The organism is Citrobacter freundii complex sp. CFNIH4 (assembly GCF_002934505.1).
Taxonomy (GTDB): domain Bacteria; phylum Pseudomonadota; class Gammaproteobacteria; order Enterobacterales; family Enterobacteriaceae; genus Citrobacter; species Citrobacter freundii.
Genome location: NZ_CP026231.1, coordinates 144,129 through 164,788, shown reverse-complemented (window position 1 = coordinate 164,788; position 20,660 = coordinate 144,129). Strand labels below are relative to the sequence as shown.

The following is a 20,660-nucleotide window of genomic DNA, read 5'->3' as shown; positions in this document are numbered from 1 at the left end:
GATTAACGTACCTTCAGCGTTGCCAGGCCAATCAGCACCAGCATCAGCGAAATAATCCAGAAGCGCACAATGACGCGCGGTTCCGGCCAGCCTTTCAGTTCATAGTGATGGTGAATCGGCGCCATACGGAAGATGCGCTGTCCGCGCAGCTTAAAGGAGCCAACCTGCAGAATGACCGACAGCGTTTCTACAACAAATACGCCGCCCATGATTACCAGCAGGAACTCTTGACGCAGCAGCACGGCAATAATGCCCAGCGCGCCACCCAGCGCCAGCGAACCGACGTCACCCATAAAGACCTGCGCCGGATAGGTGTTAAACCACAGGAAACCTAATCCCGCGCCGACAATCGCCGTACAGACGATCACCAGTTCGCCTGCATGGCGTAAGTAGGGAATGTGCAGATAGTTGGCAAAGTTCATGTTACCGGTAGCCCATGCCACCAGCGCAAAACCCGCTGCTACGAACACGGTCGGCATAATCGCCAGACCATCCAGGCCATCGGTGAGATTGACCGCGTTGCCGGTCCCCACAATCACGAAGTAGGCCAGCAGAACATAGAACAGACCCAGTTGCGGCATCACGTCTTTAAAGAACGGCACCACCAGCTCGGTAGCCGGGGTGTCTTTACCAGCGAGGTACAGCGCAAAGGCTACACCCAGCGCAATCACCGACATCCAGAAGTACTTCCAGCGGGCAATCAGGCCCTTGGTATCTTTGCGCACCACTTTGCGGTAGTCATCGACAAAACCGATAATGCCGTAGCCAATCAATACCACCAGCACGCACCATACGTACGGGTTCGACGGATATGCCCACAGCAGTACGGAGATAACTATCGCGGTGAGGATCATGATCCCCCCCATGGTTGGCGTACCGCGTTTACTGAAGTGCGATTCCGGACCGTCGTTACGTACGACCTGTCCAAAGGACATTTTTTGTAAGCGGGCAATCATGCGCGGTCCCATCCACAAAGAGATGAACAGCGCGGTCAGCAGGCTGACGATGGCGCGAAACGTCAGATAGGAAAAGACGTTAAAGCCGGAATAATATTTGACCAAATGTTCGGCCAGCCAAACTAACATGTCCCATTCTCCTGTAATGCGCGTACTACCTCTTCCATGGCGGCACTACGTGAACCCTTCACTAAAATCGTCATGACCTGATGTTCTGCAATCAATGCCTTAAGATGCGCGGCCAGCGCACTTTTATCCGCAAAATGTTCGCCAACGCCACTGGCGTCGCTAATTGCCTGACTCAGTTTTCCCGTACTCAGTACACGGTCGATGCCTGCGGCTTTCGCAGCAACACCCACCTGTACATGGCATGCTTCGCTTTCTGCGCCAAGCTCTGCCATATCACCAACGACCAGTACGCGATAGCCCGGCATTTCAGACAGCACCTGCACCGCTGCGGTCATCGAACCGACGTTCGCGTTATAGGAGTCGTCCAGCAGCAGCTGATTTTCCGCGAGTTGAATCGGGAACAGACGCCCCGGTACCGCTTGCAGATCCTTCAACCCCGCTTTGATCGCCTCGTGCGTCGCGCCTACCGCCATAGAGAGCGCCGCCGCCGCAAGGGCGTTAGCGATATTATGGCGACCCGGTAACGGCAGCAGGACATCAATGCTTCCGGTCGGCGTTTGCAGAGAAAATTCCGTGCCATGCGAGGTCACATGAACGTTGGTCGCCGAAAAGTCGCTATTGGCTGCATTCGGGGAGAAACGCCAGACTTTGCGATCGCCGATGATGCTTTGCCAGTTCAGCCAGTCGTTGTTGTCGGCATTCATAATGGCGATACCGTTCGCTGACAGACCGGTAAAAATCTCACCTTTTGCCTTCGCAACGCCCGCCAGAGAGCCGAAGCCTTCCAGGTGCGCGGCGGCCAGGTTGTTCACCAGCGCCGCTTCCGGACGCGTCAGGCCGACGGTCCAGGCGATTTCGCCCTGATGGTTGGCACCGAGCTCAATCACGGCATAGTCGTAATCGTTGTTTAAGCGCAGCAGCGTCATCGGTACACCGATGTCGTTATTCAGGTTGCCCGCGGTATATAGGGTGTTACCACACTGGCTCAGAATGGCAGCCGTCATCTCTTTGACGGACGTTTTACCGGATGAGCCGGTCAGCGCGACAACGCGCGCCGGAACCTGGGCGCGAACCCACGCAGCCAGTTCACCAAACGCCAGACGCGTATCGTTAACAATCAGCTGCGGCAGGTTGGTGTCCAACGGGCGGCTGACCAACAGCGCACCGGCCCCGCTCTCTTGCGCTTTGTCTGCAAAATCATGGGCATCAAAGCGTTCGCCTTTCAGTGCCACAAACAGGCAGCCCGGGGTCACTTTACGCGTATCGGTTGTTACGGCATCAAGGGTCAGATCGGCCCCTTTCAATTCGCCACGGAGGATCTCCGCCAGTTGGCTGAGCGTTACGCTAATCATGCGATAACCCCCAGCAGACGCGCTGCCGTGACGCGGTCAGAATAATCGAGGCGCTGTGAACCAACGATCTGGTAGTCTTCATGACCTTTACCGGCCACCAGCACCACATCATTTTCTTTCGCCTGCATAATGGCGTTTGTCACCGCTTCTGCGCGACCTTCCATCACCTTCGCCTGTCCGGCATCCAGCATCCCCGCCAGAATGTCGTTAATAATGGCGCGTGGCTCTTCGGTACGCGGGTTGTCATCAGTCACCACGACAACATCTGCAAACTGCTCGGCAATTGCGCCCATCAACGGACGTTTGCCTTTATCGCGATCGCCGCCGCAGCCAAAGACGCACCACAGTTTGCCAGTACAGTGCAAACGTGCCGCCTGTAGCGCTTTTTCCAGCGCATCTGGCGTATGGGCGTAATCAACAACCACGGTAGTTTTACCCGGCGCACTGAACACTTCCATACGCCCGCAAACCGGCTGCAATTGTGTCGCCGTTTTCAGTAAATCAGCTAACGGATAGCCCAGTGCCAGCAGCGTTGCCAACGCCAGCAGCAGATTACTGACGTTAAACGCCCCCATCAGGCGGCTTTCAATTTCGCCGTCGCCCCATGAGGAGGTAAAACGAATCGTTGCCCCGCTGTCGTGATACTTCACGTCAACCGCTTTTAACCAACGACCGTGACAGTTCGGGTTGATGTGGTCTTCCATCGAAACGGCAACCGCATCCGGGAGTTTCGCCAGCCAGCGACGACCGACTTCATCATCCGCATTGACGATGGCCTGACCGCAATGGTGCGTGGAATACAGCAGCCATTTCGCGGCTTCGTAATGTTCCATGTCGCCGTGGTAGTCGAGATGGTCACGGCTTAAGTTAGTAAATACTGATGCGGAAAACTTCAGCGCCGCCACGCGATGCTGAACCAGACCGTGTGAAGAGACTTCCATTGCGCCAACCGTTGCGCCCTGCGCAACCAGCCCCGCCAGCACATGCTGGACATCAACGGCTGAACCGGTGGTATTTTCCGTCGGGATCACTTTGCCCAGCAGGCCATTGCCTACTGTTCCCATCACCGCGCTGGTTTCGCCAAGCAGTTGGCTCCACTGTGCCAGCAGTTGGGTGGTGGTGGTTTTACCGTTAGTCCCGGTCACACCGACCAGACGCATTTTCTCAGAAGGCTCGTGGTAAAAACGGCCTGCCAGTGCAGATAAACGTTCGTTAAGCTGACTAAGATAGATGACCGGAACGCCGTGCATTTCACGGATTTCACCATCAGTAGCTTCATCTTTCGCTTCTGCAATAATGGCAGCCACACCTTGCGCTATCGCCTGCGGGATATACCGACGCCCGTCCGCCTGATGACCTAATACTGCGACAAAGAGATCGCCCGATGCAGCCACACGGCTGTCAAGCGTCATCTCCCGCAGTGCTCGCTCCGGTGCACCCGGCACCCATGGAGCAAGAAGGTCGCGCAAATTACGATCTGCCACCTGTTGCCTCGCCTTGATTATTCACAAATTCATTTTTATCGCCCGTTGTCAGCGCATCCGGCTCGATGTTCATGGTACGCAGTACGCCGCCCATGATGGCACCAAAGACCGGCGCGGAAACGGCGCCACCGTAGTATTTACCCGCCTGCGGATCGTTGATAACAACAACCAGCGCGAAGCGCGGCTGACTCGCAGGCGCAACACCTGCGGTATAAGCAATGTATTTGTTGATGTAGCGGCCATCCGGCCCTACTTTTTTCGCTGTACCGGTTTTAATGGCGATACGATAACCTTTAATCGCCGCCTTCACGCCGCCGCCGCCGGGCAGCGCCACGCTTTCCATCATGTGCACCACGGTACGTACGGTCGCTTCCGGGAAGATACGCTCGCCCGGAACTGGAGGGTCAACTTTAGTAATCGACAGTGGACGATAAACGCCGTAACTGCCGATCGTTGCATAGACTCGCGCTAACTGTAACGGCGTTACCATTAGCCCGTAGCCGAAAGAGAAGGTGGCCCTCTCTATGTCAGACCACCGTTGTTTTTGAGGATATAAGCCACTGCGTTCTCCGACCAACCCCAAATTGGTCGCTTTTCCCAGCCCAAAACGTGAGTAAGTATCTACTAACGCTGAGGACGGCATCGCTAACGCCAGCTTGGAAACACCGACGTTACTCGACTTCTGCAAAACCCCGGTGAGGGTTAATTCGCTATAACGTGCCACGTCTTTGATTTCGTGACCATTAATTCGGTAAGGGATAGTGTTGAGGACCGTATTTTCGCGTACCACACCGCGCTGCAGCGCGGTCATCACCACCATCGGTTTAACGGTAGAACCCGGTTCAAACACGTCGGTAATGGTGCGGTTACGCATCGCGTCTTTTGGCGTACCGGTGAGATTGTTCGGGTTGTAGGACGGACTGTTGGCCATTGCCAGCACTTCACCGGTGTTCACATCCACCAGTACCGCACTGCCTGACTCCGCCTTGTTGAACGCCACGGCGTTATTCAGTTCACGGTAGACCAGTGCCTGTAAACGCTCATCAATGCTCAACGCGAGGTTATGCGCCGCCTGGCTGTCGGTAGAGGAGATATCTTCAATGACGCGGCCATACCGGTCTTTACGTACAATACGCTCGCCCGGTTGTCCGGTGAGCCACTTGTCGAAGCTCTTCTCAACGCCTTCAATGCCCTGGCTGTCGACGTTCGTAAATCCGATGAGGTGAGCAGTCACTTCCCCGGAAGGGTAGTAACGGCGGGATTCTTCGCGCAGATGGATACCTGGCAGCTTCAGTTTTTTGATGTAATCAGCCATGTCAGGGTTTACCTGACGCGCCAGATAGATAAAGCGCCCTTTCGGATTCGCGTTAATGCGGGAAGCCAGTTGATCGAGCGGGAGATTCAGCGCGGTTGACAGCGCTCTCCAGCGTTCGCCAACGCTCACTCCGCCGGCATCATGTACTTCTTTCGGGTCGGCCCATATAGCTTTAACCGGAACACTCACCGCCAGCGGACGACCAGAGCGGTCGGTAATCATTCCGCGCGATGTAGACACTTCCTGGACGCGTAGAGAGCGCATATCACCCTGACGCACCAGCATGTCCGGCGCGATGATTTGCAGCCAGGCAACGCGACCCAGCAGAAAACCCAGTGCCAGCAAAATACAGCCGCACAGTAACGCAAAACGCCAACTGATAAAGTTGGCTTGTTCTTCCTGGCGTTTTGGTTTGTGCGTTTTTGCCGCTGCTTTCATGCGTCGCGTTTATCCTTATTTTTGTACTACGATATTTTCTTGTGAGGGATCGACATGCTGCATTTGCAGCTTTTCCGTTGCGATCCGTTCAACACGGCTATGGTCGCCGAGCGCGTTCTCCTCAAGGATCAAGTTACGCCATTCGATATCCAGCGCATCTCGCTCCAGGACCAGCTGCTCACGCTGCGCAGTCAGTAACCGCGTATGGTGCGCTGTTGTCACGACGGTAACCGCCGTCAAAATAATGCAAATGAACAGGCAGAGTGGCAGCTTCCCAAACCGCAAAAGATCGTCACCGATCACGCCAGGCAATGCATGGCGCTCGTTGCTTCCTATCGATCCTTTAACTTTACTGAGGGCTTCTGTCACTCTGCTGATCATGCGTTCGTCCTCTCTGCAATACGCAGAACTGAACTACGGGCACGAGGATTCTCAGCGACCTCTTCTTCACCCGGCATCATCTTGCCTAGTGCTCTTAACTCACGGCCGCCCAGTTTTTTGATCTGCGCTTCGGTCATCGGTATTCCAGCCGGTACCTGAGGGCCACGGCTTTGTTCACGCATAAAGCGTTTCACAATGCGGTCTTCAAGCGAATGGAAACTGATGATCGAAAGGCGACCACCTGGAGCCAGCACGCTGAGCGAGCTTTTTAGCGCCTGCTCTATCTCCTCCAGTTCACTGTTCACCCAAATGCGCACCGCCTGGAAGGTACGGGTCGCGGGATGTTTGAATTTGTCCTTCACCGGCATTGCCGCCGCAATAACTTCCGCCAGTTCTTTGGTGCGGGTCATCGGTTCGATGCGGTTACGCTCCACGATGGCTCGGGCAATGCGTTTGCCGAAGCGCTCTTCGCCAAAGGTTTTAATCACCCAGGCAATGTCTGCTTCATCGGCGGTTTGCAGCCATTCGGCCGCTGACTGACCGCGTGTTGGGTCCATACGCATATCTAACGGACCGTCACGCATAAACGAAAAACCGCGCTCTGCGTCATCGAGCTGCGGTGAAGAAACGCCCAGATCGAGAAGAATCCCGTCGATCTTACCGGTCAGTCCACGCTCGGCGACATAGTCAGCCAGCGCAGAGAAAGGTCCATGTACGATGGAGAAGCGAGGATCGGTAATCGTTTTAGCAACGGCAATAGCCTGCGGATCGCGATCGATTGCCAGTAAACGCCCCTCTTCGCCAAGCTGGGAGAGGATCAGACGTGAGTGACCACCGCGACCAAATGTCCCGTCAATGTAGATGCCGTCTGGACGAATATTCAGGCCGTTTACGGCTTCATCCAGCAACACCGTTGTATGTTTATAATTTTCCGTCATTTTATAGAGACAAATCCTGCAATCGTTCCGACAACGCGCCAGTAACAGACTGCTCAGCGTCGATATCTTCCTTGACCTGTTGATACCAGGTCGTTTCATCCCACAGCTCAAACTTATTGAACTGCCCAACCAGCATCACTTCTTTCGTTAGCCCTGCGTGTTGCCGCAGAATGGGCGCTATCAGTAATCGACCAGCGTTATCCATCTGACATTCGCTGGCATGACCCAACAATAAGCGCTGTACGCGACGCTCAACTGGATTCATGCTCGACAGACGCGATAGCTTCTGCTCGATTATTTCCCATTCAGGCAGGGGGTACAGCAGCAGGCACGGGTGATGGATGTCAATGGTGCAAACCATTTGACCGGTAGCGCTCTCAAGCAGTTGATCCCGATAACGGGTAGGCACGGATAAGCGCCCTTTACTGTCGAGATTAACTAACGTTGCTCCCCGGAACATGCCAGTCTCACCCCCGATTACCACTTTATCCCACAAATTCCCACTTAAAGGAGTTTACGGAGCGGAGGAAAACCTTGTCAAGCAAGTCGCGGCGCTTAGCGGAGCAAAAAACCCATTGTTTACGGCTAATATCAGCGTTGAACAAAATCCGTACAGCAAACGAAGCAAATTAACGTCATGAATATTTGTAAGAAAAAAATCCAACAACTCATCATTGTTTAAAACAACTGAATATCATCAGAAGAAAATATAAAGTGTCAGTTTGCGACGCGAGCGGCATTTTAGGACAATATGCAGCGAGTTAACAGTACCAGTTAATCGGTCTGTACGCCGCGCAGGACCAAGGTAAGCACCAGATGGCCGCAATACGAGAGCAAAGTGTTTGTTAATTCGGCAAATCCACACATGCATGTAACAAAATAATACAACCGTAACGCGTCGTTACGTATCAATAACCCAAAAATGGATAGTTGCATTTTTAATTCGGGGTATTTCAAGAATACATTTCAGATAATTCTAAAGAATATTCTTAAATATAATGCGGTTATTTCTGAGAATAGAAAAACTGAAGACGTCAGAGGCTTATCCCGCCGACGCCATCAATTGAGGAAACTTAGTTACGGCTGAGAATACCGCGACGGTACAGATTACGCCGTATACGCGTTAAACCTGGTTTTGGTTTACGCGGTTCGTCCAGGCTTGCCAGTACAATCTCCAGCACGCGTTCCGCGACATCACGATGGCGCTGTGCCACTGCCAGAACAGGGCACTGCAGGAAGTCGAGCAGTTCGTGATCGCCAAAAGTCGCAATCGCTAAATCAGACGGCAACTGCCCATCACGACGCAGGGTCACATCCATCACCCCCTGCAACAGAGCAAACGACGTGGTAAACAACGCCTGAGGCATTGGGTGCGTTTCCAGCCATTTATCAAACAGCTGCGCTGCAGCTTCCCGCTCATAGCTGTTGGCGTACAGGAAATGGACCTCACGCGGATCGTCCTTCCACGCGGTACGAAAACCCTGTTCGCGCAGGAAACTGACAGATAATTCAGGAAGCGCGCCCAGATAGAGGACGGTTTCAGCAGGGAATTTGCGTAACTCTTCCGCCAGCATTTCCGCATCATCCTGATCTGCACCCACAACGCTGGTAAAATGTTCGCGATCCAGTGCACGATCCAGCGCCACAATCGGGAATGAACTGTTTGCCCAGCGTTGGTAGAACGGATGTTCAGGCGGCAAGGAAGTCGACACAATAATGGCATCGACCTGGCGCTGTAAAAGATGCTCAATACAGCGCATTTCGTTATCTGGCTGATCTTCAGAGCAGGCAATCAACAGCTGATACCCACGTTGACGCGCCTGGCGCTCCAGATAGTTTGCGATCCGGGTATAGCTCGTGTTCTCAAGATCCGGGATCACCAGCCCGATAGAACGTGTGCGTCCAGCACGCAGCCCGGCCGCCACGGCATTCGGGTGGTAATTATGCTCGCGCACCACCGCCATGACTTTTTCAACCGTTTTGTCGCTTACGCGATATTGCTTTGCTTTGCCATTAATAACGTAGCTTGCAGTCGTTCGCGAAACGCCGGCCAACCGAGCGATTTCATCCAGTTTCACAATTGCCCCTTGCGTAAAATGTACAAACCATAACCTTTGTGATGGCATGGGTTAAATTTATTAACATCTAAGCGCAGAATAATGACTCCGGCAACCGCTTTTGTCTCTGGTTACCGCTGATTTCGCAAAAAAAAGCCCAACCTGAGTCGTTGGGCTTGCGAATTAAGAACCCGATCATGATTAACGCATGATTTTATCGCCGCGGGAAAGCCCCACCACGCCGGAGCGAGCAACTTCCACAATTTTAGCGACTTCACGCAACGTTGCCAGAAACGCATCCAGCTTATCGCTGGTGCCCGCCAGTTGTACGGTGTAGATAGACGGCGTGACATCGATGATTTGCCCGCGGAAAATCTCCGTGTTGCGTTTCACTTCTTCCCGGCCATAACCGCTGGCCTGGATTTTCACCAGCATGATTTCTCGTTCAACGTGAGCGCCCTGCCCCAGCTCGCTAACGCGCAGAACATCCACCAGTTTGTGGAGCTGCTTTTCGATCTGCTCAAGGACTTTCTCATCCCCTACCGTCTGAATCGTCATCCGCGATAAGGTCGGATCGTCGGTCGGCGCGACGGTCAGGCTTTCAATGTTGTAACCACGCTGGGCGAAGAGGCCAATCACACGCGATAATGCACCTGACTCGTTTTCAAGCAATACTGATAATATCCGGCGCATAATCAGGTCCTCTCCGTTTTGCTTAACCACATTTCATCCATCCCACCCCCACGAATCTGCATCGGGTAGACATGTTCACTACCGTCGACGGTGACATCGACAAACACCAGACGATGGTTACGCACATGTTCCAGCGCTTCGCCCAGCTTGCTTTCTAATTCGTCTGGATGATTAATCTGGATACCGATATGCCCATAAGCCTCAGCAAGGCGCACGAAATCGGGCAGCGACTGCATGTAAGACTGTGAGTGACGCCCGGAGTAGATCATGTCCTGCCACTGTTTGACCATGCCGAGATAACGGTTATTAAGGTTGAGTACCAGCACCGGCAGTTCATATTGCAGCGCCGTCGACAGCTCCTGGATATTCATCTGAATGCTGCCATCCCCGGTGACGCACACTACTGTTTCATCCGGCAAAGCCATTTTCACCCCTAACGCCGCAGGTAAACCGAATCCCATAGTGCCGAGGCCGCCTGAGTTAATCCAGCGACGCGGTTTATCGAACGGATAGTAAAGTGCGGCAAACATCTGATGCTGGCCAACGTCAGAGGTCACATACGCCTCCCCTTTCGTCAGACGCCAGATGGTTTCAATCACCGCCTGCGGCTTAATACTTTCGCTTTGCGTGTCGTATTTCAGACACTGACGGGCGCGCCAGTGCTCAATCTGTTGCCACCAGTCACGATTATCATCCAGCGGCTGCTGAGATTTCTCCTGCTCCAGCAGTTCGAGCATCTGATCCAGCACCAGGCGGGCATCCCCCACAATCGGAATATCCGCAGTAACGGTTTTGGAAATAGAGGTCGGATCGATATCGATATGCAGCACGGTCGCATTCGGACAATATTTTGCCAGGTTATTCGTCGTTCGATCGTCAAAGCGAACGCCGACAGCAAAGATCACATCGGAATGATGCATGGTCATATTGGCTTCGTAAGTACCGTGCATGCCCAACATGCCCAGCGCCTGACGATGCGTGGCCGGAAACGCGCCCAACCCCATAAGCGAGGAGACAACCGGCAGATTCAGCGCTTCAGCAATCTGAGCTAACTGCTCATGGCAAGCGGCATTGACCGCGCCACCGCCCACATAGACAACCGGTTTCTTCGCCGCGACCAGCGTCTGCAACGCCCGTTTTATCTGTCCTTTATGTCCCGTCGTCGTCGGATTATACGAGCGCATACTCACCGAGTCCGGCCAGCTATAAGGCAGTTTCTTCGCCGGATTCAGAATATCCTTCGGCAAATCCACCACCACTGGCCCCGGACGACCGCTTGCTGCCAGCCAGAAGGCTTTTTTCAGCACCTGCGGGATATCTTCCGTTTGTTTGACCAGGAAGCTATGTTTCACCACCGGGCGGGATATACCTACCATGTCGCACTCCTGGAAGGCATCGTAGCCAATCAGCGACGTTGCGACCTGTCCGGAGAGGATCACCAGCGGAATGGAATCCATGTAAGCCGTTGCGATCCCGGTAATCGCGTTGGTCGCCCCCGGCCCGGAGGTGACCAATACGACCCCCACTTCTCCCGTGGCACGCGCAAGGCCATCAGCCATATGTACCGCCGCTTGTTCATGGCGGACCAGCACATGATCAATACCGCCGACCGTATGCAGGGCATCATAAATATCGAGGACGGCCCCCCCGGGATAACCGAATACCTGCTTCACACCCTGATCGATGAGCGATCGGACGACCATCTCGGCTCCAGACAACATCTCCATGGCTTGCCTCACTCTTATAATGAATTGCGGTTTAACAACACATTAACCGCTGACGATGACGCATGGCAATTGACTCCGAAGGGGTGGCACTGGAGTAAATAAGAATAAAAAGGAGGAAAGACGCGAATAAACGGAGAATTAAACCAGCATAAGCAATCAGTATGATAAATAATCGCTTAAAAATGGGAACTTACAGCAATTACTCTATTTTTTGACACTTTTGGACAGACGTAAAAAATAGAGTTCAGCATAAAATTTCAGTTATAAAGTTAAAAGCAGAATAAACAGGATGCGCCGTCCGGTTTACTCTGCTAAATGCTACTGCTTACAAACGGAGACTAACAACTCTTCCATCCATTGATGTCCTTTATCCCGGCCTGCGGCTTCATGCCATGAAAGATAGCATGTGCGGCTGTTCAATTTTAACGGTAAAGGCAAGATCTGTAGTTCTAAAGAATCGGCAAATTCTTCTGCTAACCAACGTGGCGCAATAGAGACCAAATGCGTTTGCGACACAATATTAAGAACGCTAATTAATGCCATGCCCTGATAAGCCACTGAGGATTGTTTATCCGGTGTGTCATACCACGGTTGGCTGAATGATGCGAAGCGATCAAGTGACACCACCGCATGCTGTTCATTATAGACATTGCTTTCCAGTAAAGGACCACTAATGCGCGGATGCTTTTTACTTGCCACTAACACCATTTCGTCATTGAATAACGGAATACTGGTAAATTCAGGACGTCGGAACTCTTCATAGCTAATAACGAATTCAGTTTCCTGGTAACGTAATTGATGCTCTGTATTTTGATTGAGTGAAGATTTAAATACGACATGAATGTTTGGTGCAACTTGCTCAACCCTATTATAAATCAACGAGGTCAGAATATTATCCAATGGGCTGCATACGCAAAGATTGAATACGCGCTCGCTGCTGGCTGGCTCAAAACCCGATCCAGGCAGTTCATTCTGCACTAATTGCAATGCCTGGCGAACAGAACCAAATAGCTGAAAGGCTCTTGCTGTCGGCTGGATACCGCGTCCATAACGAACAAAAAGCTCATCATTAAACATAATTTTCAGGCGCGCGACCGCATTACTGACAGCAGGTTGCGACATCCCCAAAGTATGCGCGGCACGGGTGATGTTTTGTTCTTGCATCACCGCATCAAAGACGGTTAATAAATTAAGATCAACCATGCGAAGCTGTGGTTTCCCAATATCTATAATATTTGTTTTATCTGTTATTTTTACTTCTGGCATATTTAACTCCACTGTCACTCTAAACTCCCTTTTCCCAGACGGAGTGAAGAAATAATCTCCGTTAATATGATTTACCATACATATAAGATGAGAAAAAGAAAAAACATTAAAATTAGGAAAACATAAAGGCACAAACCTAAATGAACAAAAGACCAATGCGATCGCAGTGTGGCAGTGTCACTGCACGGTGATTCATATGTTTAAATTTCAAAAACAATATAACCATAAGCATGGCGAATATACAATCATACGTATAGTGAATGTGTATTTAAGTTTTAATTAAATGTTTATATTATTAATACATTAAAAGTTAACATTATTTTATCAATTTTGTGGTGTTACACCACCCATAGCCATTCATAATTACTATAAAAACAGATAAATCATCAAGATATGAAATTCCAAGAGCGATTTTTCCTTCAGTTCGCCGTTACAATAAATGCAAATAACTATGCTCAAATATGTCAAAACATGAAAATTATGTACAACCATCAACTGATTAATTTTATGTAGCCCGAAAAATTCAGCACAATTCGCTTAAGTTTTGCAGAAACTTCCCCCCTCTAACGAGGCATTTGCTGGAGTGAGGGTTGACATCAGTCTTCATATCCAGTACCACTAAAAGCATATCGCATTCGCCTGGAGCTTAATTGATGACTTACATTGCTCGTTTCAACGGTCTACTACTACTAAACGCATCTTCGTTGCGCGGTAGACTGGTGGACGACATTCAGCATTAAGTCAGCTCCAGTTAAGACAAAAAACCCGCGCCGTTGCGCGGGTTTTTTTATGCTCGAAGCAAGGCGCCCTAAGAAACCAAGGACCTAAACCATGAGCCAGCAAGTCATTATTTTCGATACCACCTTACGCGATGGTGAACAGGCGTTACAGGCAAGCCTGAGTGTGAAAGAAAAACTGCAGATTGCGCTGGCCCTTGAGCGTATGGGCGTTGACGTGATGGAAGTGGGTTTCCCCGTTTCTTCACCGGGCGACTTTGAGTCAGTTCAGACTATCGCTCGTCAGGTTAAAAACAGCCGCGTTTGTGCCTTAGCTCGCTGCGTAGAAAAAGATATCGACGTTGCCGCAGAATCTCTGAAAGTCGCTGAGGCTTTCCGTATTCATACGTTTATCGCCACCTCGCCGATGCACATCGCGACGAAATTACGCAGTACGCTGGATGAGGTCATTGAGCGCGCGGTCTACATGGTTAAGCGTGCGCGTAATTATACCGATGACGTGGAGTTCTCCTGCGAAGATGCAGGCCGTACCCCTATCGCCGATTTGGCTCGCGTGGTTGAAGCTGCCATTAACGCGGGAGCCAAAACCATTAACATCCCCGATACCGTCGGTTACACCATGCCTTTCGAATTTGGGGCAATCATTTCTGGCCTGTATGAACGCGTACCAAATATCGATAAAGCCATCATCTCCGTACACACCCATGATGATTTAGGTTTGGGCGTAGGCAACGCACTGGCAGCCGTTCACGCCGGAGCGCGTCAGGTGGAAGGCGCGATGAACGGTATCGGCGAACGCGCCGGTAACTGCTCACTGGAAGAAGTGATCATGGCGATCAAAGTGCGTAAAGATATCCTGAATGTACAGACCCGCATCAATCACCAGGAGATCTGGCGCACCAGTCAATTAGTCAGCCAAATCTGCAACATGCCTATTCCTGCTAACAAAGCCATTGTCGGTAGTGGTGCCTTTGCCCACTCTTCCGGCATCCATCAGGACGGCGTACTGAAAAATCGTGAAAACTACGAAATCATGACGCCTGAATCCATCGGCCTGAACCAGGTACAGCTGAACCTGACGTCCCGTTCCGGACGTGCCGCGGTGAAACACCGTATGGACGAGATGGGATATAAAGAAAATGAATACAGCCTGGACAACCTGTACGACGCATTCCTGAAACTGGCGGACAAAAAAGGTCAGGTATTTGATTACGACCTGGAAGCGCTGGCCTTCATTAATAAACAGCAGGAAGAACCGGAGCATTTCCGTCTGGATTACTTCAGCGTGCAGTCCGGCTCAAACGACATCGCCACCGCCTCCGTCAAGCTGGCCTGTGGTGAAGAAGTCAAAGCCGAAGCGGCGAACGGTAACGGTCCGGTCGATGCCATTTATCAGGCAATCAACCGTGTAACTGAGTACAACGTCGAACTGGTGAAATACAGCCTGACCGCCAAAGGGCACGGTAAAGATGCGCTGGGTCAGGTGGATATCGTTGCCAACTATAACGGTCGTCGTTTCCACGGCGTCGGTCTGGCGACAGATATCGTCGAATCTTCCGCTAAAGCAATGGTTCATGTGCTGAACAACATCTGGCGCGCCGAAGAAGTCGAAAAAGAATTGCAACGCAAAGCTCAGAACAACGAGAACAACAAGGAAACCGTGTGATGTCGAAGAATTATCATATTGCTGTTTTGCCGGGTGACGGTATTGGCCCGGAAGTGATGGCGCAAGCCCTGAAGGTACTGGACGCAATCCGCAACCGCTTTAACATGCGCATTACCACCAGCCACTACGACGTGGGTGGTGCCGCTATCGATAACCACGGTCAGCCGCTGCCGCCTGCAACGGTTGAAGGCTGTGAACAAGCTGACGCCATTCTGTTTGGCTCCGTTGGCGGCCCGAAATGGGAAAATCTGCCGCCAAACCAGCAGCCAGAGCGTGGCGCGCTGCTGCCATTGCGTAAGCACTTCAAATTATTCAGCAATCTGCGCCCAGCTAAGCTCTATCAGGGTCTGGAAGCGTTTTGCCCTCTGCGCGCAGATATTGCCGCGAACGGTTTCGACATCCTGTGCGTACGCGAACTGACTGGCGGAATTTACTTCGGTCAACCAAAAGGTCGCGAAGGCAGCGGACAACATGAAAAAGCCTTTGATACCGAGGTTTATCACCGTTTCGAGATCGAACGTATTGCGCGTATCGCGTTTGAATCCGCCCGTAAACGTCGCCGTAAAGTCACGTCGATTGATAAAGCTAACGTACTGCAAACGTCTATTCTGTGGCGCGAAATCGTCAATGAAATTGCTAATGAATACCCAGACGTTGAACTGGCGCATATGTACATCGACAACGCGACGATGCAATTGATCAAAGATCCTTCCCAGTTCGACGTGTTGCTGTGCTCTAACCTGTTTGGCGACATTCTGTCTGACGAGTGCGCCATGATCACCGGTTCAATGGGCATGTTACCGTCCGCCAGCCTGAATGATCAGGGCTTCGGTTTGTACGAGCCTGCTGGCGGCTCCGCTCCTGACATCGCCGGGAAAAACATTGCCAACCCTATCGCCCAAATCCTGTCGCTGGCGCTGCTGCTGCGCTACAGCCTGGATGCCAATGATGCGGCAACCGCAATTGAGAGCGCCATCAACCGCGCATTAGAAGAAGGCATCCGCACCGGTGACTTAGCCCGTGGCGCTGCCGCAGTCAGTACCGATGAAATGGGCGACATCATTGCCCGTTACGTCGCAGAAGGGGTGTAATCATGGCCAAAACGTTATACGAAAAATTGTTTGATGCGCACGTCGTCTTTGAAGCGCAAAACGAAACCCCGCTGTTGTACATCGACAGACATCTGGTGCATGAAGTGACCTCTCCGCAAGCGTTTGATGGCCTGCGCGCGCATGGCCGTCAGGTACGCCAGCCGGGTAAAACCTTTGCCACCATGGATCACAACGTCTCTACCCAGACCAAAGACATCAACGCGTCGGGTGAGATGGCACGCATCCAGATGCAAGAGCTGATTAAGAACTGTAACGAATTTGGCGTCGAGCTGTATGACCTGAACCATCCGTATCAGGGTATCGTTCACGTGATGGGGCCAGAACAAGGCGTGACGTTGCCGGGTATGACCATCGTCTGCGGCGATTCCCACACCGCTACACACGGCGCGTTCGGCGCGCTGGCGTTTGGTATTGGCACCTCTGAAGTTGAACACGTTCTGGCGACGCAGACCCTGAAACAGGGGCGCGCCAAAACCATGAAGATTGAAGTCAACGGTAAAGCAGCCCCTGGCATTACCGCCAAAGATATTGTGCTGGCGATTATCGGTAAAACCGGTAGTGCAGGCGGTACCGGACACGTAGTTGAGTTTTGTGGCGAAGCCATCCGCGCGCTGAGCATGGAAGGCCGCATGACCCTGTGCAACATGGCGATCGAATTGGGCGCGAAAGCGGGCTTGGTCGCGCCAGACCAGACCACCTTCAACTATGTCGAAGGCCGTCTGCATGCACCGAAAGGCAAAGACTTTGACGACGCGGTCGCCTACTGGAAAACCCTGCAAACGGATGAAGGCGCCACTTTCGACAGCGTCATCACCCTGCAAGCGGAAGAGATTGCGCCGCAGGTCACCTGGGGAACAAACCCGGGTCAGGTCATTTCGGTGAACGATAATATTCCCGACCCGGCATCCTTTGCCGATCCCGTTGAGCGCGCATCGGCTGAAAAAGCGCTGGCGTATATGGGGCTGAAGCCAGGTATTCCGTTAACGGAAGTGGCTATCGATAAAGTGTTCATCGGTTCCTGCACCAACTCGCGTATTGAAGATTTACGCGCCGCGGCGGAAATCGCCAAAGGACGTAAAGTTGCGCCAGGCGTACAGGCACTGGTGGTGCCGGGCTCTGGCCCGGTGAAAGCGCAGGCGGAAGCAGAAGGTCTGGACAAGATCTTTATCGAAGCAGGATTCGAATGGCGTTTACCAGGCTGTTCCATGTGTCTGGCCATGAACAATGACCGCCTGAATCCGGGCGAGCGCTGCGCATCCACCAGCAACCGTAATTTTGAAGGCCGTCAGGGCCGCGGTGGTCGCACGCATTTAGTCAGCCCGGCCATGGCCGCCGCTGCCGCCGTTACCGGTCATTTTGCCGACATTCGCAGCATCAAATAAGGAAACCACCATGGCAGAGAAATTTACCCAGCATACCGGCCTGGTTGTCCCACTGGATGCCGCCAACGTTGATACCGACGCAATCATTCCCAAACAGTTTTTGCAGAAGGTTACGCGTACCGGTTTTGGCGCTCATCTGTTTAACGACTGGCGTTTTCTGGACGAAAAAGGACAACAGCCAAATCCTGAGTTCGTTTTGAACTTCCCGGAATATAATGGGGCATCAATTCTGCTGGCGCGCGAAAACTTCGGCTGCGGTTCGTCACGTGAACATGCGCCTTGGGCGTTGACCGATTACGGTTTTAAAGTGGTGATTGCCCCAAGCTTCGCCGACATCTTCTACGGCAACAGTTTCAATAACCAACTGCTGCCGGTGACTCTGAGCGACGCGCAGGTAGATGAAATGTTTACCCTGGTGAAAGCCAATCCGGGCATTAAATTTGAAGTGGATCTGGAAGCGCAGGTGGTGAAAGCGGGCGATAAGTCCTACAGCTTTAAAATCGACGACTTCCGCCGCCACTGCATGCTGAACGGTCTGGACAGCATCGGGCTGACGCTGCAGCATGAAGCAGCCATCACCGAGTACGAAGACAAGCAGCCAGCATTTATGCAGTAATCTCTCCCGCTGGTCACCGCACGGTGGCCAGCCTCTACTCTTCGCCTACAGCGTATCGCCGTAATAGATTTGGTAGCCAAGATTAACGCTGCCCGGCGCATCCTTCCCGCCAAGACGTTTAATCAAAATATCCGCCGCCGTTTTGCCAATCTCAAAGCGTGGTGTAATCACGCTGGCGATTTTTTGCAGCCGCGCACGGCCAATTTCCAGCCCGTGGAAACCGGCAATCGCCATTTTTCCCGGCACATCGTACTGCTGTGCCTGACACTCCAGCAGCACGCCAACCGCCAGGTCATCGTTGGTACAGAAAATAGCGTCAATATCCGGCTTTTCCGCCATCGCCTGCTGGAACATTTTGCGCCCCAGCGCTACCGACGAAATCGTTTTTGGCGCCAGGTGATACGCCTCCAGCCCCTGCGCAGCCAGCGCATTCTCGGTACCGCGGTAACGACTCAAATCGCGAGGGTCGTCCATTGATCCAAAGAACGCAATGTGACGTTTTCCACTGTCGATAAACGCCTGGGTCATCTCGAAGGCCGCTTTTTCGTTATCGAAACCGACCTGTATATCCAGATACTGGCCGCTAATATCCATCAGTTCCGCCACAGGTACGCCGCTGGCGCGCACGTACTGGATCATCCGCTCGGTATGCAGCTTTCCGGTGAGGATCAAGCCGTCGATATTGTAAGAGAGCAGATTCAGAACCTCGCGTTCTTCACGCTCGGCGTCATATTCGTAGTTGGCGATCAGCGTCTGGTACTGGCAAGCCGAGGTGACGGATTCAATTCCCGCCAGCACGTCGGCAAAGATCTGATTACGAAACGAGGGGATCAGCACACCAATAGTTTTGCTACGTGCGTTGAGCAGAATTTCCGGAGCGCGGTTAGGAATGTAGTTGTTCTCTTCCATGATTTTCGAAATCAATTCACGGCTGCGTTGCGACACCTGATTCGGGTCACGCAGATAACGGCTGACCGTCATCTTATTCAGACCGGCCAGATTAGCGATATCCTGTAATGTCATCCGATTGTTTTTCATGAGGTTCTCTACGACCAACATCCCATTATGCTCGCAGAGAACCTTATCACAGCCGGTTAGCGACTGCACTCCTCGCTCAACCTTAACGCGTTACCATCTCAGCCGACGGCGACGTGGTTTCATTTTGCGCACGAACGCAGTACATCAGCACCACCGATGACAGCAGAGCAATCGCCATGAAGGTGTAGGAGACGCCCGGCCCGCCGGTCACGCCGTTGAGGTAACCCACCAGCCACGCGCCGAGGAATGCCCCTAACGCGCCAAAACTGTTGATCATTCCCATCGACACGCCGGAGACGTTGCGCGGCAGCAGTTCGGGGATCAGCGCGAAGAACGGTCCGTAAGGCGCATACATACAGGCAGCGGCAACGACCAGCAGCGCGTAAGAGAGCCAGAAGGACTGGTTGCCCAGCATCCACGAGGCAAAGAACGCAATGGCAGCAATCAGCAGCAGCGGCCAGATAAACAGCTTACGGTTCTGGTATTTATCGGACAGCCAGGAAACCGTCAGCATCAGGCAGATCGCCGCCAGATACGGCACTGCCGCCAGCCAGCCCACCGCCACAATATCCATCTGCGCCGCGTTTTTCAGAATCGACGGCATCCACATCATGAAGCCATACACCCCGATGCTCCACAGCGCATGCACCGCGCAAAGCATAATGACGCTGCGTGAACGCATCGCTTCACCGTAGTTGCGCATCGGTTTGATGTCCCGCTGCTCGCGGTCCATCGCCTGCTGTAACGCCTGTTTCTCCTGCTCGCTCAACCAACCCGCATCCGCCGGTTTGTCGCGCACCAGAATCACCCAGCAGAAAGCCCAGATCACCGCAGGAATACCTTCAATGATAAACATTTCACGCCAGCCCCAGGCTTCAATCAGGTAGCCAGAGACAATCGACATCCACAGCACTGTGACCGGGTTACCGAGAATTAAAAAGGTGTTGGCGCGCGAGCGTTCAGTTTTGGTAAACCAGTTGCTGATATAAATCAGCATCGCGGGCATCACCGCCGCTTCGACGATGCCGAGAATAAAGCGGATCGCCATAAGCGTTGGGATATTGCTGACAAAGCCGGTCGCCGCGGCACAAAGCCCCCAGAGGATCAGGCTGTAAAAAATCATTTTACGGACGCTATGTTTAACGGCATACATGGCGCCAGGCACCTGGAAAAAGAAATATCCCAGGAAAAAGAGCGCGCCAATCAGCGAGGCCGTGCCCTGGGTGATCCCTAAATCGTGTTCGATACCAGCGGCAGCGGCAAAGCCGTAATTGGCGCGGTCGAGATAAGCTAAGCTGTAGGTAATAAAAATAATCGGCATTAAATACCACCAGCGACGCGCTGGCAGTTTTGCGAGCATATTCATACTCACT

At 52.5% G+C, this 20,660-nt stretch carries 18 protein-coding genes; 5 read left to right on the top strand and 13 right to left on the bottom strand.

The window, feature by feature from the left end; translation table 11 throughout:
- Positions 1-2: 2 nt before the first annotated feature.
- The 11 genes from mraY to leuO all read right to left on the bottom strand — a co-directional run bounded on the left by mraY (position 3) and on the right by leuO (position 12,736).
- Entirely contained in the window at positions 3-1,085 is a 1,083-nt protein-coding gene (gene mraY / locus C2U41_RS00790; RefSeq protein WP_003018774.1) for a phospho-N-acetylmuramoyl-pentapeptide-transferase, read from the bottom strand.
- Entirely contained in the window at positions 1,079-2,437 is a 1,359-nt protein-coding gene (gene murF / locus C2U41_RS00785) for a UDP-N-acetylmuramoyl-tripeptide--D-alanyl-D-alanine ligase (protein ID WP_003018777.1), read from the bottom strand. Before murF ends, mraY begins: the two co-directional genes overlap by 7 nt.
- Positions 2,434-3,921: a UDP-N-acetylmuramoyl-L-alanyl-D-glutamate--2,6-diaminopimelate ligase gene (gene murE, locus C2U41_RS00780; RefSeq protein ID WP_003845734.1), complete on the bottom strand. Its 1,488-nt coding sequence runs from the start codon at positions 3,919-3,921 to the stop codon at positions 2,434-2,436. Before murE ends, murF begins: the two co-directional genes overlap by 4 nt.
- Positions 3,908-5,674 (bottom strand): peptidoglycan glycosyltransferase FtsI, encoded by a 1,767-nt coding sequence (gene ftsI, locus C2U41_RS00775; RefSeq protein ID WP_003018783.1) that lies wholly within the window; start codon positions 5,672-5,674, stop codon positions 3,908-3,910. The genes murE and ftsI overlap by 14 nt, the downstream gene beginning before the upstream one ends.
- A 15-nt stretch (positions 5,675-5,689) precedes the next feature.
- Entirely contained in the window at positions 5,690-6,055 is a 366-nt protein-coding gene (gene ftsL / locus C2U41_RS00770; RefSeq protein ID WP_000625651.1) for a cell division protein FtsL, read from the bottom strand.
- Positions 6,052-6,993 carry a 16S rRNA (cytosine(1402)-N(4))-methyltransferase RsmH gene (rsmH, locus tag C2U41_RS00765; protein WP_003018789.1) on the bottom strand — a complete coding sequence of 314 codons (942 nt, stop codon included), beginning with the start codon at positions 6,991-6,993 and terminating at the stop codon, positions 6,052-6,054. The genes ftsL and rsmH overlap by 4 nt, the downstream gene beginning before the upstream one ends.
- Position 6,994: 1 nt before the next feature.
- Positions 6,995-7,453 carry a division/cell wall cluster transcriptional repressor MraZ gene (mraZ, locus tag C2U41_RS00760; RefSeq protein WP_003018792.1) on the bottom strand — a complete coding sequence of 153 codons (459 nt, stop codon included), beginning with the start codon at positions 7,451-7,453 and terminating at the stop codon, positions 6,995-6,997.
- Positions 7,454-8,066: 613 nt separating this feature from the next.
- Positions 8,067-9,071, bottom strand: coding sequence for a catabolite repressor/activator (cra, locus tag C2U41_RS00750; RefSeq protein ID WP_003018794.1), 1,005 nt, complete (start codon positions 9,069-9,071; stop codon positions 8,067-8,069).
- Positions 9,072-9,251: 180 nt separating this feature from the next.
- The gene (gene ilvN, locus C2U41_RS00745; protein WP_003829566.1) at positions 9,252-9,743 is read right to left on the bottom strand and encodes an acetolactate synthase small subunit; all 492 of its coding nucleotides are present in this window, start codon (positions 9,741-9,743) and stop codon (positions 9,252-9,254) included.
- A 2-nt stretch (positions 9,744-9,745) separates the two neighbouring features.
- On the bottom strand, positions 9,746-11,470 hold the full coding sequence (gene ilvI, locus C2U41_RS00740) for an acetolactate synthase 3 large subunit (RefSeq protein ID WP_020996230.1): 1,725 nt from the start codon (positions 11,468-11,470) through the stop codon (positions 9,746-9,748).
- A gap of 318 nt (positions 11,471-11,788) precedes the next feature.
- Positions 11,789-12,736, bottom strand: coding sequence for a transcriptional regulator LeuO (gene leuO, locus C2U41_RS00735; RefSeq protein WP_003837423.1), 948 nt, complete (start codon positions 12,734-12,736; stop codon positions 11,789-11,791).
- Positions 12,737-13,389: 653 nt separating this feature from the next.
- Here leuO and leuL point away from each other — a divergent pair.
- From leuL to leuD, 5 genes are all read left to right on the top strand, one after another.
- Complete coding sequence (gene leuL / locus C2U41_RS00730; protein ID WP_048998978.1) at positions 13,390-13,476, top strand: leu operon leader peptide; 87 nt, start codon at positions 13,390-13,392, stop codon at positions 13,474-13,476.
- Between the two features lie 91 nt (positions 13,477-13,567).
- The gene (gene leuA / locus C2U41_RS00725; protein WP_003837421.1) at positions 13,568-15,139 is read left to right on the top strand and encodes a 2-isopropylmalate synthase; all 1,572 of its coding nucleotides are present in this window, start codon (positions 13,568-13,570) and stop codon (positions 15,137-15,139) included.
- Positions 15,139-16,230: a 3-isopropylmalate dehydrogenase gene (leuB, locus tag C2U41_RS00720; protein ID WP_003837420.1), complete on the top strand. Its 1,092-nt coding sequence runs from the start codon at positions 15,139-15,141 to the stop codon at positions 16,228-16,230. The genes leuA and leuB overlap by 1 nt, the downstream gene beginning before the upstream one ends.
- 2 nt (positions 16,231-16,232) lie before the next feature.
- Entirely contained in the window at positions 16,233-17,633 is a 1,401-nt protein-coding gene (gene leuC, locus C2U41_RS00715) for a 3-isopropylmalate dehydratase large subunit (RefSeq protein ID WP_016149551.1), read from the top strand.
- Positions 17,634-17,643: 10 nt separating this feature from the next.
- On the top strand, positions 17,644-18,249 hold the full coding sequence (leuD, locus tag C2U41_RS00710; RefSeq protein ID WP_016149550.1) for a 3-isopropylmalate dehydratase small subunit: 606 nt from the start codon (positions 17,644-17,646) through the stop codon (positions 18,247-18,249).
- A 45-nt stretch (positions 18,250-18,294) separates the two neighbouring features.
- On the opposite strand, the gene idnR is transcribed toward leuD, so the two are convergent.
- Together idnR and C2U41_RS00700 are read right to left on the bottom strand one after the other, a co-directional pair.
- A complete protein-coding gene (gene idnR / locus C2U41_RS00705; RefSeq protein ID WP_044699207.1) occupies positions 18,295-19,287 on the bottom strand; it encodes a DNA-binding transcriptional regulator IdnR in 993 nt (330 codons plus the stop codon).
- An 82-nt stretch (positions 19,288-19,369) separates the two neighbouring features.
- Positions 19,370-20,653: an MFS transporter gene (locus C2U41_RS00700; protein WP_003837412.1), complete on the bottom strand. Its 1,284-nt coding sequence runs from the start codon at positions 20,651-20,653 to the stop codon at positions 19,370-19,372.
- Positions 20,654-20,660 lie beyond the last annotated feature (7 nt).

Bases quoted from the DNA above. Each gene is read 5' to 3' on its own strand.
- mraY (WP_003018774.1), bottom strand. From the start codon at position 1,085: ATGTTAGTTTGGCTGGCCGAACATTTGGTCAAATATTATTCCGGCTTT.
- murF (WP_003018777.1), bottom strand. From the start codon at position 2,437: ATGATTAGCGTAACGCTCAGCCAACTGGCGGAGATCCTCCGTGGCGAA.
- ftsI (WP_003018783.1), bottom strand. From the start codon at position 5,674: ATGAAAGCAGCGGCAAAAACGCACAAACCAAAACGCCAGGAAGAACAA.
- ftsL (WP_000625651.1), bottom strand. From the start codon at position 6,055: ATGATCAGCAGAGTGACAGAAGCCCTCAGTAAAGTTAAAGGATCGATA.
- rsmH (WP_003018789.1), bottom strand. From the start codon at position 6,993: ATGACGGAAAATTATAAACATACAACGGTGTTGCTGGATGAAGCCGTA.
- mraZ (WP_003018792.1), bottom strand. From the start codon at position 7,453: ATGTTCCGGGGAGCAACGTTAGTTAATCTCGACAGTAAAGGGCGCTTA.
- ilvN (WP_003829566.1), bottom strand. From the start codon at position 9,743: ATGCGCCGGATATTATCAGTATTGCTTGAAAACGAGTCAGGTGCATTA.
- ilvI (WP_020996230.1), bottom strand. From the start codon at position 11,470: ATGGAGATGTTGTCTGGAGCCGAGATGGTCGTCCGATCGCTCATCGAT.
- leuO (WP_003837423.1), bottom strand. From the start codon at position 12,736: ATGCCAGAAGTAAAAATAACAGATAAAACAAATATTATAGATATTGGG.
- leuL (WP_048998978.1), top strand. From the start codon at position 13,390: ATGACTTACATTGCTCGTTTCAACGGTCTACTACTACTAAACGCATCT.
- leuA (WP_003837421.1), top strand. From the start codon at position 13,568: ATGAGCCAGCAAGTCATTATTTTCGATACCACCTTACGCGATGGTGAA.
- leuB (WP_003837420.1), top strand. From the start codon at position 15,139: ATGTCGAAGAATTATCATATTGCTGTTTTGCCGGGTGACGGTATTGGC.
- leuC (WP_016149551.1), top strand. From the start codon at position 16,233: ATGGCCAAAACGTTATACGAAAAATTGTTTGATGCGCACGTCGTCTTT.
- leuD (WP_016149550.1), top strand. From the start codon at position 17,644: ATGGCAGAGAAATTTACCCAGCATACCGGCCTGGTTGTCCCACTGGAT.
- idnR (WP_044699207.1), bottom strand. From the start codon at position 19,287: ATGAAAAACAATCGGATGACATTACAGGATATCGCTAATCTGGCCGGT.
- C2U41_RS00700 (WP_003837412.1), bottom strand. From the start codon at position 20,653: ATGAATATGCTCGCAAAACTGCCAGCGCGTCGCTGGTGGTATTTAATG.